Genomic DNA, 14,077 nt, shown 5'->3' with positions numbered 1-14,077 from the left:
GCTTTCCTGTGGGAGCTGGCTTGCCGGCGATGAGGCCAGTGCAGGTCAACGCTGCATTCCCCAGCGCCGTACCGTCAGCCGCTCCAGGGTATTGAACACCAGGCCTTCCACCAGCAAGCCGATCAGGATCACCACCGCCAACCCGGCGAACACCTTGTCGGTGTACAGCTCGTTGCGGTTCTGGAAGATGTACCAGCCCAACCCGCCTTTGCCACTGCTGGCCCCGAACACCAACTCGGCAGCGATGAGCGTTCGCCAGGCAAATGCCCAGCCGATCTTCAGCCCCGACAGGATCGACGGCAGCGCCGCAGGTACAAGGATATGCAGCACCAGCCGCAGCCCCTTCAGGCCGTAATTGCGCCCGGCCATGCGCAAGGTTTCCGACATCCCAAGAAAGCCCGCATAGGTATTCAGCGCCAGCGCCCATAGCACCGAGTGCACCAGCACGAAGATCAGGCTGTTGTCGCCCAGCCCGAACCACAGCAGGGCTAGCGGCAACAAGGCAATCGCCGGCAACGGGTTGAACATCGAGGTCAGGGTGCCTAACAGATCGCGCCCAAGCTGGGTCGACACCGCCAGGCTGGTGAGGCCAAAGGCCAGAATGATCCCCAGCAGGTAACCCTTGAGCAGAATCACCAGCGACACGCCAACCTTGGCCGGCAACTCACCGCTGACCATGCCGTCCCACAGCGCCGTGGCCGTCTGCAGGAAGGTCGGTAGCAACAGATCGTTGCCCTGATAGCGGGCAATGGCCTCCCACAGCACGGCGATCACCAGCAGGATGACCGCCTTGCGCAACCAGCCGTGCTGCCACAGGCGCTGTGCCAGCGGCAGGTTGCGCTCCACAGGCACACTGAGCAAAGGCTCCAGCTGCACCTCGTATTCCTGGCGTACAGGTGTAGTGGTCATGGCTGAAGCTCCTGTCAGTAGGCGATACGGATATCGTTGAAACCAAGATCGTCGGGCTGTTCGGGGGCACCCACCTCATCGAACAGCAAATGATGGATGCGTCGGGCACTGGCCTGGAATTCGCTACCACCCAGGCTGCCCAGGTCGTACTGGTGGCTGTGCACTTCGGCACGCACCCGCCCCGGGTGGGGCGACAACAGCAGGATGCGGTTGCCGACCACCAGAGCCTCTTCGATGGAGTGGGTAACGAACAGCAGGGTAAAACGTACCTCCTCCCACAGCAGCAGCAGTTCTTCCTGCATCTTGCGCCGGGTCAGCGCATCAAGTGCTGCGAACGGTTCGTCCATCAGCAGGATCTTCGGCTGCGTGGCCAGGGCACGGGCGATCGCCACGCGCGCCTTCATACCCCCCGACAGGGTGTGCGGGTAAGCATCGGCGAAGGCGGCCAGGCCGACTTTGTCCAGGTAGTGCAGTGCCCGCTCCTCGGCCTCGGCGCGTTTCAGCTGGCCCGACACCAGCAGAGGGAACATGACGTTCTGTTTCACCGTCTTCCATGGCGGCAGCTGGTCGAACTCCTGGAACACCACGATGCGGTCGGGGCCAGGGCCGCTGACTGGCTGACCTTGCAGCAGTATCTGCCCCTCCTGGGGCGAGATGAACCCGGCCACGGCCTTGAGCAAGGTGGACTTGCCGCAGCCGGAAGGGCCGAGCAGCACGAAGCGGTCGGCACGGTCGACTTCGAAGCTGACTTGGTGGGTGGCCCGCACCACGCGTTGCGCGGTGCGGTATTCGAGGCTGAGGTTATCCACCTTGAGCAAAGGTGGCGTTGCGACACGGCTCAGGTTGCTGGCCGTGTGGCCTGGCAATGGGGCGGTCATGATCGGTCAGCTCCCCTGCAGCGGCCGTTCATCCTGGAAGAAGTAGTCCTTCCACGACTCCGGCTTGTGCTTGATGGCGCCTACCCGATAGAGGAAGTCGGCCAGCTTGTAGGTGTTTTTTGGCGTGACCGTGAATTCGTACTGCGGGTTGTCGATCAGCTTGATCAGCGTGTCGCGATCGATCTTCGCCTTGGTCACGCGGATGTAGGTGTCGGCGGCGGCTGCCTTGTCCTTCTGGGCGAAGTCCGCGGCTTCGGCCAGCGCATCGACGAAGGCCTTGTAGGTCTTGGGGTTGTCCTTGCGGAATTTTTCGGTGGCAAACAGCAAGGTCGGCGAGTTGGGGCCGAGCAGGTCGTAGCTGTTGAGCACCACGTGCACGTTCTTGTTGGCCAATACCTGGTCCTGGAACGGCGGGTTGGAGAAGTGCCCGTTAAGTTCGGTGCCGCCGGCCAGCAGCGCGGCAGTGGCATCCGGGTGCGGCACGGCCAAGGTGTACTTGTCGAGGCGGTTGTATTCCTTGTCGCCCCATTGCTGGGCAGCGGCATACTGCAGGAAGCGCGACTGCACCGAAACGCCTACCGCCGGCACGGCGATGCGGTCCTTGTCGGAGAGGTCGGCAATGGTCTTCACGTTGGGGTTGCTGCTGACCAGGTAGTACGGGAAGTTGCCCAGCGAGGCCACGGCCTTGACGTTCTGTCGGCCCTTGGTGCGGTCCCACACGGTCAACAATGGGCCAACACCGGCACCGGCAATGTCCACCGAACCGGACAGCAGTGCATCGTTGATGGCCGAGCCACCCGACAGCTGAGCCCAATCGACTTCGATGTCGATGCCCTGCTCCTTGCCATGTTTTTCGATCAGATGCTGGTCACGTACTACGTTCAGCAGCAGATACACGATGCCGAACTGTTCGGCGATGCGAATCTTGCCTTCTGCTTGCGCCGCGGCGGGGGCCGCCAGGCTGCCTACGACCAGGCTTGCGCCCAAGCCGATGCTTGCCGCCAGGCGGCTGATGGATTTACGCATGGTGGGTTTCCTCAGTCGTCAGAACGGGGCATCGCCCTGGATGGTGGTGCGATACAGCTTGCGTCGCAGATGTGCGGGGCAGCCGGTTGCCAGGTGGATCAGCGAGCGGTTGTCCCAGAACACCAGGTCGTGGGGCTGCCACTGGTGGCGGTAGATGTTCTGCTCCAGCACGCTCAGGGCATACAGCTGTTGCAGCACATCGCGGCTTTCGTCGCTTGGCAGGCCGACGATACGAGTGGTGAAGCCTTCGCTGACGAACAGCGCCTTGCGGCCGTTCTCCGGGTGGGTACGCACCACCGGGTGGATGACTTCCTGTACCTGCGCCAGCTGCTCGGCGGTCAGGGTCGGGCGCCAGTTGCCTTCGAATTTGGTCTCGGCATAGCGGGCGGTGTAGGAGTGCGCAGCATCACGGCCCTCGATCACCTTGCGCAGGGCTGCGGGTACGGCGTCCCAGGCTTTGTGCATGTCGGCAAACAGAGTATCGCCGCCCTCGTCGGGCAGTTCCTGGGCATGCAGCATGGAGCCGAGGCTGGGCAGTTCCTTGTATGACAGGTCCGAATGCCAGAACTTGCCGGCATCACCCAGGCCGATGTTCTGGCCGTTTTCAATGATGTTGGAAACGATCAGGATCTCGGGGTGGCCGGCGAGCAGGAACTGCTTGAGCACATGGATCTGCAATGGGCCAAAACGGCGGCTGAAGGCGATTTGCTGGTCGGGGCTGATGCGCTGGTCGCGGAACACCAGCACATGGTGATCGAGGTGGGCGCGATGGATACGGGCGAAATCCCCGGCGTTGACCGTTCTGGCCAAGTCCAGGCCGATGATCTCGGCGCCTACGGCACCGGAGAAGGGGCGGATTTCGAAGTGTTGCGGCTGGGCGCTGTCGGTGATCGACAAGGCGTTCGAGGCGGCTGACATTATTCACTCCCACGCAGTGCGCGACTTCAACGGCGCGCAACGATCAGAAACGCACGGGGATTTCCCGTGTGGGTTCAAGTCGTGCGGCGCATCGATTGGTCGACGGGTACGCAGTGGAGGTGACTATATAGTCATAAGAAAATTATTTTAAATACCGATACAGAATAACCATAGCACTGCTGTCACGGGCAGTACGAATCAGATCAACCCGCTCTGCTCTTCTTCATCGATGAGGTTGTTCAGGCTGCTGAGCGCCTTGCGCGCTTTAGAACGGTTGAGCAGCTTGGCCTGCGCACCAGCGGGCAGATCGGTGATCTTGAACACGCCCTTGGCGGTCAGCACATCGATCAGGTCCTCGAGCACGCGGATCATGTCGAGGTCGCTTTGCTTGAGCTGGTTGAGGCTGTTTTCCACATCGTCATTGGCAAACCATTCCTGGATATCGGCATGGTCGGCGGGGAGTATTTCGGTGAACTCGTCAAAAGCGGCTGCTTCTACCCGCAGCAACTGGCCAGCGTCGTCGCGTTGCACGTAGAACATGGCAGTGTCCCTCGTCACATTGGTTCCTTGGTGGTAGACAGCAGCATAGGCAAAGATCACCGGGCACGCAGGCCCGGCGCCAGAGTATGCGCTGTCGCAGGATGTCAGGAAAGTGCCATGGCCGCTGAGCGGCCAATCGCTGGCTTGCCGGCGATCGGGCTGCAGAGCAGCCCGCTAGCGCATCAGCAATCAGCTGTCCTTGTTGTGGATGATGATGGTCGGGTCAGCACCGCTGATCAACGAGTTGATTGTGGTGTTGGACCAGTTCACCCCTTCCAGCTTGATGGTCACGTCGGCGTTGGCGATACCACCGGCGGCGTTGAGCTTGCCTTCGCTGCTGACCTGCAGCGTCGTCGTGCCTTCCACCGTGGTGAGCTTCAGGTAGTTGTCGATGGTGCTGCCCTTCTCTCCCTGGAGCAGGTCCTTCAGGTCGATACGGTCGCCTTCGGCCACCTTGAAGTCTTTGATCACGTCTTTGCCGGTATCGCCAGCCTTCCATACGAAGGTGTCGGCACCGCTGCCACCGGTCATGGTGTCATCGCCCTTGCCGCCAAGCAGGATGTCATTGCCTTCACCGCCGAGCAGAGTGTCCTTGCCCAGGCCACCGATCAGGATGTCATTGCCCTTGCCACCGTCGAGAGTGTCGTCGCCGCCTTGGCCGAACAGAAGATCATTGCCCGCGCCACCGTTGAGAATGTCGTTGCCATCGTTACTGCGCGAGACATCGAATTCGCTTACGTGCTCGACGATGTACTTGTGCAGCACGCGACCGTCGACATCACCCAGGGCCACACCCAGCTGGCCTGCGACATATCCCTGTATGGCTTCGACACCGTTGCCGGCGACCGAACCGAAGCTCACCAGGTCACCGAAGATGATGTCGTTGCCGTCACCACCGTTGACAGTGTCATTGCCCGGCACGGTGGCTTCGGTGTGGCCCAGGATCGCTTCCGCCAGTTTGCTCGGGTCGATATTGGTCTGCGGCTTGCTATCGGTGTCGTAAGGCTTCAGGTCGTTGACATTGACTGCACTGTTCAGGCCGATGGCTTCCACGCCAGACAGGTTGGACAGCAACAAGAAGCTCTGTTGCGAGTTGTAGTCCACAGAGTAGTAACCGCTTTCGGCGTAAGAGAACTCGAAGGTGCCATCACCTTGGGCGTGCAGCTGCCCGGATGCACCACTGTCGTTACGCCATCCTTTGTTGTAGTACTCAGCGGTCATGTTGCCTTTGGCATCGATGCTGAAGCGGTTGTCGCTGCCCACCATCTTGTTGGTGACCACGTCGCCCAACTTGTAGCCGATCGACTTGAGCACGGAATCCACCGTGGTGCCGATGTTCTTGAAGGTGCCCTCACGTTCGCCAGCCTGGTACACGTTCGGCTGACCGTCGGTGATGAAGAACGTCTGACGGCTGCCGGTGTTGCCCGCGTCCATCAATTGCTTGAACCAGTTGGCGGTGGTCTTGAAGGCATCCTCGTAGTTGGTCGAGCCGCTGGAATAAAGCGTATTGAGCGCAGTGTAGAGCGAGCTCAGCGCGTTCTTGTCGCCCAGGTTGACCGAAACCGTACTGTTCACTTGGGTGGAGAAGTCCACCAGCAGGATGTTCACTGTGCCGGACTGTGCGCCCTTGACGCTGTTGGCCAAGGTATCGAACACCGACTTCAGCGAGTTGCGCGCGGCATCGACAGCGCTGCCCATGCTGCCTGAGGTATCGACGATGAACGCAATGTTGTAGTCCTGGCCCGGCGTCACGTGCAAGCCACTGATGTCGGCAACGATGATGTCGCTGGTGGCGGTGCCGGTGAAACTGTCGCTGTCGGTGGTCAGGTTGCTGGCGGTGTAGGTGTCCGGATAAACGGTTACCTTGATCGTACCTTCGGTGGAGGCTTTGCTGCCGCCCACGCTTTCGGTAGCGGTCGAGGTGACCTTCACATCGAAACTGCCCTGGTAGTACGCCGGTGGCTTGATGCTCAGGCCGTTGAGGTTCCAGCCGGTGACGTCAACCGAAGTGGCGCCGACGGTTACGGTATGGCCGGCGCCATCGCTGATCACCGAACCTGCCGGAATGCCGTCCAGCTTGACGCTCAGGCTCTCGGAGCCATCGGTGTCGGTCAGGTTGGTGGAAATGCCAACCAGCTTGACGGTGCCGTTCTCCGGCCCTTCGTTGAGCTTGTAGCCGTCGTAGTAACCTTGGCCGTCACTGCCATGGAAATCGGATACGGAAAGCCCGGCGTTACCCATCGCCGCAACGTTCGGGTACATCGGGATGGCCGAGCTGCTCAGGTCGGTCACGGGGCCGTTGCCGACCTTGACGTTGATATCCAGGCTGCCCGGGCCGGACTGGTTGGCATGGTAGATCTCGAGGGTGTAGTAGCCGCTGACAGGCGGCGAGAAGCTGCCGGAGATCGTACCGCCCGCCCCCCAAGTGGCGCCGACCACGCTGGTTTTGCCGATGTAGACCTGCAGGCTGTCATCGGCTGTGCCGCTGAAGGTGTAGGTCTGGCCGGCTTCCAGGTAGATAAGGCCGGAGGTCTTGGAGCCAGTTCCGGCGGCAACGCTGCCGCCCGAGTCGGCGCTGACAACCTGCTCGGTCTTGCTGGCACTGCCAGAGTTGGCGAACACGTTCTTCAGCGCAGTACCGCTAATGCCGTTGCCGTTGGTGCCCAGGCCCGTGAGGCTGTTCCAGGTTTCCTTGGTCAGGCCAAGCGAATCTGGGGTATTGCTGCCGATGTTCAGGCCAGGCTTGTCGGCTACAGGCGTGATATCGACCTTCAGGGTGGCCTCGTTACCAGCAGCGGTACCGTCGGTAGGCTTGTACTTGATCTGGGCATAGTCGGCCTGCTTGTTGCCGACGCCCGTTCCGCCATATCCGTCGATACCCGACTCGTTGGATTTCGGCACGAACCGCAGGTTGCCGGCAGCGATGTCGGCCTGGCTGACGGTCTGGTTCTGGGCGACGTTGACCCAGGCGGTGCCGTTGAACAGCTGCAGGGAACCTGCTGGCAGCTGGGTGAAGGTCACACCCAGGCTCGACAGGGCACTGTCGACGTCGGAAATGTTGAAGTCGTTCCAGGTCAGCACCAGCGGCGTGTCTTCGACGCCAGTGACGGCGCCGCCGGCGGCAACCGGTGCGTCGTTGACTGCGATCACATTCACCGTGGTCGTGGCGGTGTTCGAGGTATTCACGCCGTCGGTCACCGTCACGGTGATGATGCGAGGCGTGGTGCTCGGGTTCTCGCTGCTGTTTATGAAGGTGATGTTCTTGATCGCCTGGATATAGTCGGCCAGCGATGCAGCGCCGCTCAGAGTCAGGACTACCTTGCCGTCGGTACTGTTGGCGTTGATCGTGATGCCGTTGACACTGTTACCCAGGTTCAGCGCGTCACCCGGCTGGCGGTTGGTCAGGGTGACCGTCGCGCCAGTCAGCTTCGAGCTGTCGAAGTCGGTGATGGTGACGTCCACATCACCGATCGACACACCACTGCCCGGCTGGTTCTCGGTGAAGGTGGTCTGGTAGTCGGCACCGGTCTTGCCGCTGGAGTCGTTGCCATCCAGGTCCAGAACCGGGGCTGGCTCGAAGATCTGGGTGGTCACGCTGCCGGCGCTGGAGCTGATGTCGAGCTTCTCGAAGTTGCCACCGGTGGCCGAATCGATCTTGACCGTGAAGTGCTCGGTGCCCTCGGTGACGCTGTCCTTGAAGGTCGGGATGGTGAACGTTGCCTGCGTGCTGTTGGCCTTGATTACCACGGTGGCCACGCCGGTGTAGTCAGTGCCATCGGCCGCGGTGCCGGTGTAGGTCAGTTTGACGGTGACGTCGGTCTCGGCCTTGTTGGTCAGGTTCAGCACGTACGTGGCATCGCCACCTTCAGCAACCGCGGCGGTGCCGCTGATGCTCAGGGTGGTGGTCTGGATGGTATCCGTGACCGCAGTGACCGCCGCCGTGTCGCTGACGTTCAGTTTCTCGAAGTTGCCACCGCTGGTTTCGGTGATCTTCGCCGAAACGTTGCCTGCATCGATATAGACGTCATCGGTCGGCGCCGGAACGGTAACGCTACCGGAGAGCTTGCCCGCTTCGATGCTGATGACGGCACCATTGCTGAGCTTGATGGTCATGTCGGTGCCGGCCTTGTTGGTCAAGGCGGCGGTGTAGGTGATCTGGCCACCTTCCTGGACGGTAGGAGTGGCAGTCAGGGTCAGACCGGTGCTATCGAGGGTGTCGGTAACTTTGGTCACAGCTGCAGTGCTGCTGACGTTCAGCTTCTCGAAGTCACCACCGGTGGTGCCGGTAACGGTCACGCTCAGGTTTTCGGCATCGAGGTACACGTCGTCGCCTGGGGCATCGACGGTGATCGACGCTTCCTTCGAGCCGGCCGCGATGGTGATGGTTTCACCGTTGCTCAGTTTGATCACCAGGTCGGTACCGGCCTTGTTGGTCAAGGTCGCGGTGTAGGTGATCTTGCCGCCTTCGGCGACGGTGTCCGTCGCGGTCAGGGTGAGCGTGGTGACGTCCGGAGTCGCCGGGTTGTCGGTGACGGTGGTCACTGGCTCGCCAACCGCCACGGTCTTCTCGTAGTTGCCACCCGAGATATTGGTGATCTTGTTGGTCAGATCCAGGTTGGTGTTGTGGACGTTGTTCGGAGCGGTGAACGGTACCGAAGCAGACGACTCGCCTACCGGAATGGTGATGGTCTGACCGTTGGCCAGTTTCACCACCAGATCCGAGCCGGTGACCTTGTGGTTGACCGACGCGGTGTAGGTCACCACGCCACCTTCAGCAACGGTCGAGGTCGCGGTCAGAGTGACGGTGGTGGTGTCGATGGTGTCGGTAACCTTGGTCACGGCCGCAGTGCTGCTGACGTCCAGCTTCTCGAAGTCACCACCGGTGGTGCCGGTAACGGTCACGCTCAGGTTTTCGGCATCGAGGTACACGTCGTCGCCTGGGGCATCGACGGTGATCGACGCTTCCTTCGAGCCGGCCGCGATGGTGATGGTTTCACCGTTGCTCAGTTTGATCACCAGGTCGGTACCGGCCTTGTTGGTCAAGGTCGCGGTGTAGGTGATCTTGCCGCCTTCGGCTACGGTATCCGTCGCGGTCAGGGTGAGCGTGGTGACGTCCGGAGTCGCCGGGTTGTCGGTGACGGTGGTCACTGGCTCGCCAACCGCCACGGTCTTCTCGTAGTTGCCACCCGAGATATTGGTGATCTTGTTGGTCAGGTCCAGGTTGGTGTTGTGGACGTTGTTCGGAGCGGTGAACGGTACCGAAGCAGACGACTCGCCCACCGGGATGGTGATGGTCTGACCGTTGGCCAGTTTCACCACCAGGTCCGAGCCGGTGACCTTGTGGTTGACCGACGCGGTGTAGGTCACCACGCCACCTTCAGCAACGGTCGAGGTCGCGGTCAGAGTGACGGTGGTGGTGTCGATGGTGTCGGTAACCTTGGTCACGGCCGCAGTGCTGCTGACGTCCAGCTGCTCGAAGTCACCACCGGTGGTGCCGGTAACGGTCACGCTCAGGTTTTCGGCATCGAGGTACACGTCGTCGCCTGGGGCATCGACGGTGATCGACGCTTCCTTCGAACCGGCGGCGATGGTGATGGTTTCACCGTTGCTCAGCTTGATCACCAGGTCGGTACCGGCCTTGTTGGTCAAGGTCGCGGTGTAGGTGATCTTGCCGCCTTCGGCTACGGTATCCGTCGCGGTCAGGGTGAGCGTGGTGACGTCCGGAGTCGCCGGGTTGTCGGTGACGGTGGTCACTGGCTCGCCAACCGCCACGGTCTTCTCGTAGTTGCCACCCGAGATATTGGTGATCTTGTTGGTCAGGTCCAGGTTGGTGTTGTGGACGTTGTTCGGAGCGGTGAACGGTACCGAAGCAGACGACTCGCCCACCGGGATGGTGATGGTCTGACCGTTGGCCAGTTTCACCACCAGGTCCGAGCCGGTGACCTTGTGGTTGACCGACGCGGTGTAGGTCACCACGCCACCTTCAGCAACGGTCGAGGTCGCGGTCAGAGTGACGGTGGTGGTGTCGATGGTGTCGGTAACCTTGGTCACGGCCGCAGTGCTGCTGACGTCCAATTTCTCGAAGTCACCGCCGCTGGTGCTATCGATATTGGCCTGAACGGTACCCGCATCGATGTACACATCGTCGCTCGGCGCGTCGATGGTAATCGACCCTTCTTTCTGACCCGCCGCGATGGTGATGGTCTCGCCGTTGCTCAGCTTTACGGTAAGCGCAGTACCCGCCGGGTTGGTCAGCGTAGCGGTATACGTAATCTTGCCGCCTTCGGCCACGGTATCCGTCGCGCTCAGCGTAAGCGTGGTGACATCCGGGGTCGCCGGGTTGTCGGTGACAGTGGTCACCGGCTCGCCAACGGCCACGGTTTTCTCGTAATTACCACCCGAGATGCTGGTGATCTTGTTGCTCAAGTCCAGATTGGTATTGAGTGCGTTGTTCGGTGCAGTGAACGGTACCGATGCAGACGACTCGCCCACCGGGATGGTGATGGTCTGACCGTTGGCCAGTTTCACCACCAGGTCGGAACCGGTGACCTTGTGGTTGACCGACGCGGTGTAAGTGACCACGCCACCTTCAGCGACGGTCGAGGTCGCGGTCAGAGTGACAGTCGTGGTGTCGATGGTATCGGTCACCTTGGTCACGGCTGCGCCGCTGTTTACATTCAGCTTCTCGAAGTCACCACCCGAGGTTTCGGTCACTTTGACCTGAAGCACTTCAGCATCGATGTAGACATCATCGCCTGGAGCATCGACGGTGACCGAAGCTTCCTTCGAGCCTGCGGCAATGGTGATGGTCTCGCCATTGCTCAGCTTGATCACTAGATCGGTGCCGGCCTTGTTGGTCAAGGTCGCGGTGTAAGTGATCTTGCCACCCTCGGCAACCGTAGGGGTCGCGCTCAGGGTAAGGTGGGTAATGTCCTTCGTGCCTGGTCCGTCGGTCACGGTCGTCACTGGCTCGCCAACTGCTACGGTCTTTTCGTAATTGCCGCCCGAGATGTCAGTGATCTTGTTGGTCAGGTCCAGGTTGGTGTTGTAGGCATTGTCTGGCGCGGTGAACGGTACCGACGCCGACGACTCACCCACCGGAATGGTAATGGTCTGGCCGTTGGCCAGTTTCACCACCAGATCCGAGCCAGTGACCTTGTGGTTGACCGATGCGGTGTAGGTCACCACGCCGCCCTCGACCACGCTCTGCGTGGCGGTCAAGGTCACGGTGGTGGTGTCGATGGTATCGGTGACTTTCGTTACAGCCGCCTTGCTGCTGACATCCAGTTTTTCGAAATTACCACCCGTGGCATCGGTGATGGTCACGCTGAGGTCTTTGGCATCGATGTACACATCGTCGCCTGGGGCGTCGACGATGATCGAAGCTTCCTTCTGGCCAGCCGCGATGGTGATGGTTTCGCCGTTGCTCAGTTTGATGACCAGGTCAGTGCCGGCCTTGTTGGTCAACGTGGCGGTGTAGGTGATAGCGCCACCTTCGGCCACTGTAGGCGTAGCAGAGAGCGTCAGGCAGGTAATGTCCTCGGAGCCTGGGCCATCGGTAACCGTTGTGCTGACTTCCGTTTTGTCCAGGGTCAGCTTTTCAAACTTCCAGGCATCTGCACCGCTGACCGAGTCGATCGCGTTTACTACAGGCTGAGCGCCTACATAGACATCATTAGGCGCGGTAACGGTGATAGAGCCGGTGTTGCTGTTGGCTGGCACCATGACAACGGTCTTGCCGTCGCTGAGGGTGAAATAGAGCGGCGAGTGGTTGTTGATCGGCAGGCCGTCTTCGCTGGTCAGCGTGACGGTATAGGTAATTTCGCCACCTTCGGTAACGGTATCGGTAGCCGTCAGTCTGGCCACCACTTCGTTGATGGTGTCAGTCACTTCCACCGACGCGGCGCCGCCAAACTGCAGGTTCTCGAAGGTGCTACCTGCAGTATCGGTCGCTGACTTGAGGCCGAGACTGATAGTGCCGGCGTCCTGATAAACGTCGTCTCCCTGTACGGCGTGGGTGTACTGCGCACTGGTATCCCCCGCCTTGATAGTGACCTGGGCATCGTTGCTCAGGGTAACGACAAGATCATGCGCCAGCGCGGTGTTGATCTTCACGGTAAATGTCGGGTTCTGGTTCTCGAGAACCGACGCTTGGTCGGCCTCGATGCTTACCAACACAAGATCGCCACCAGAGCCAGGGGTGCCGGATTCATCAGTCACGGTGGTACTGACCTCGGTTTTGTCCAAGGTCAGTTTCTCGAACTTCCATACATCCGCACCGCTAACCGAATCGATCGCATTGACCACCGGCGGATTGGCGCCCATGTAGACGTTGTCCGGCGCGGCAACGGTAATCGAACCGGTTGTGCTGTTGGCCGGTACCTCAATAACGGTCTTGCCATCGCTGAGGGTGAAATACAGCGGTGATTGGATGTTGAGCGGGAGTCCATCCTTGCTGGTCAGCGTGACGGTGTAGGTAATTTCGCCACCTTCGCTTACGGACTCGGTAGCGGTCAGTTTGGCGACGACCTCACTGATGGTATCCGAGATTTCAACGGTAGCCGGGCCTCCGAACGCCAGCTTCTCGAAGGTGGCGCCCGAGACGGTGGCATCCGTCACGCTGAGCGTGACAGAGCCGGCATCCTGGATTACGTCATCGCCTTGGGCCGCAGTCTTGTATTCCACTTCGGTCTTGCCGGCCCCGATGGTCACGGTATCGCCGTTCGACAAGGTAACCGTCAACGGACGGTCCAGTGCCTGGCTTACCTTCACAGTAAAGGACGGCTGCTGGTCCTCTGTCACATCGCCATTGCTGACAATGCTCACGGTGACGGTATCGATACTGTCATTGATGACAGTCGATGCTGGCGTCGGGTCTGGCGTCAGCTGTTCGAAGTTGCCACCGGTCGCACCGGTAATCGTGGTGCTGACGGTCGAGCCGTTGTTGTAGACGTCGTTCGCTGGCGTTTCGAAGTCGACGCTGCCCTGGGTCTTGCCGGCTTCGACGGTGATGGTCTGACCGTTGGACAGGGTCACGGTCACCGGAGTCTGTGCCGGATTGCTCAGGGTCACGGTGTAGGTGATCACCCCGCCTTCGGTCACCGATGGAGTGGCCGTCAGGGTGGCGGTGGTGGTGTCGACCGAGTCGTTGATCGTGGTCTGGGCCGGGGTCGGGTTCGGCGTCAGTTGCTCGAAGTTGCCGCCGGTCGCACCGGTAATCGTGGTGCTGACGGTCGAACCGTTGTTGTAGACATCGTTGGCCGGGGTCTGGAAATCGACACTGCCCTGGGTCTTGCCCGCTTCGACGGTGATGGTCTGGCCATTGGACAGGGTTACGGTCACCGGGGTCTGGGCCGGGTTGCTCAGGGTCACGGTATAGGTGATCACCCCGCCTTCGGTCACCGATGGAGTGGCCGTCAGGGTGGCCGTGGTGTTGTCGACCGAGTCGTTGATCGTGGTCTGGGCCGGCGTCGGGTTCGGCGTCAGCTGCTCGAAGTTGCCGCCGGTGGCGCTTTCGATGGTTACGCTGACGGTCGAGCCGTTGTTGTAGACGTCGTTCGCTGGCGTTTCGAAGTCGACGCTGCCCTGGGTCTTGCCCGCTTCGACGGTGATGGTCTGGCCATTGGACAGGGTTACGGTCACCGGGGTCTGGGCCGGGTTGCTCAGGGTCACTGTGTAGGTGATGACGCCGCCTTCGGTCACCGACGGAGTGGCCGTCAGGGTGGCAGTGGTGGTGTCGACCGAGTCGTTGATCGTGGTCTGGGCCGGGGTCGGGTTCGGCGTCAGTTGCTCGAAGTTGCCGCCGG

6 protein-coding genes are annotated in these 14,077 nt (G+C 60.9%); all 6 read right to left on the bottom strand.

From position 1 onward, the window contains the following. Positions 1–45 precede the first annotated feature (45 nt). Positions 46–909, bottom strand: coding sequence for an ABC transporter permease (locus tag CAF92_RS06675; RefSeq protein ID WP_085599870.1), 864 nt, complete (start codon positions 907–909; stop codon positions 46–48). A gap of 14 nt (positions 910–923) precedes the next feature. Continuing rightward, positions 924–1,787 carry an ABC transporter ATP-binding protein gene (locus tag CAF92_RS06670; protein ID WP_085599868.1) on the bottom strand — a complete coding sequence of 288 codons (864 nt, stop codon included), beginning with the start codon at positions 1,785–1,787 and terminating at the stop codon, positions 924–926. Between the two features lie 6 nt (positions 1,788–1,793). Beyond that, the gene (locus CAF92_RS06665) at positions 1,794–2,813 is read right to left on the bottom strand and encodes an ABC transporter substrate-binding protein (RefSeq protein WP_025337262.1); all 1,020 of its coding nucleotides are present in this window, start codon (positions 2,811–2,813) and stop codon (positions 1,794–1,796) included. An 18-nt stretch (positions 2,814–2,831) separates the two neighbouring features. Next, positions 2,832–3,731, bottom strand: coding sequence for a TauD/TfdA family dioxygenase (locus CAF92_RS06660; protein WP_085599866.1), 900 nt, complete (start codon positions 3,729–3,731; stop codon positions 2,832–2,834). A 198-nt stretch (positions 3,732–3,929) separates the two neighbouring features. After that, entirely contained in the window at positions 3,930–4,271 is a 342-nt protein-coding gene (locus CAF92_RS06655; RefSeq protein WP_046616445.1) for a hypothetical protein, read from the bottom strand. Positions 4,272–4,460: 189 nt separating this feature from the next. Beyond that, positions 4,461–14,077 (bottom strand): immunoglobulin-like domain-containing protein (locus CAF92_RS06650; RefSeq protein ID WP_143516073.1); only part of this gene is annotated, 9,617 nt, incomplete at its 5' end.

The organism is Pseudomonas sp. B10(2017), assembly GCF_002113295.1.
GTDB classification, from domain to species: domain Bacteria; phylum Pseudomonadota; class Gammaproteobacteria; order Pseudomonadales; family Pseudomonadaceae; genus Aquipseudomonas; species Aquipseudomonas pudica.
This window is presented reverse-complemented; position numbering and strand designations above follow the sequence as displayed.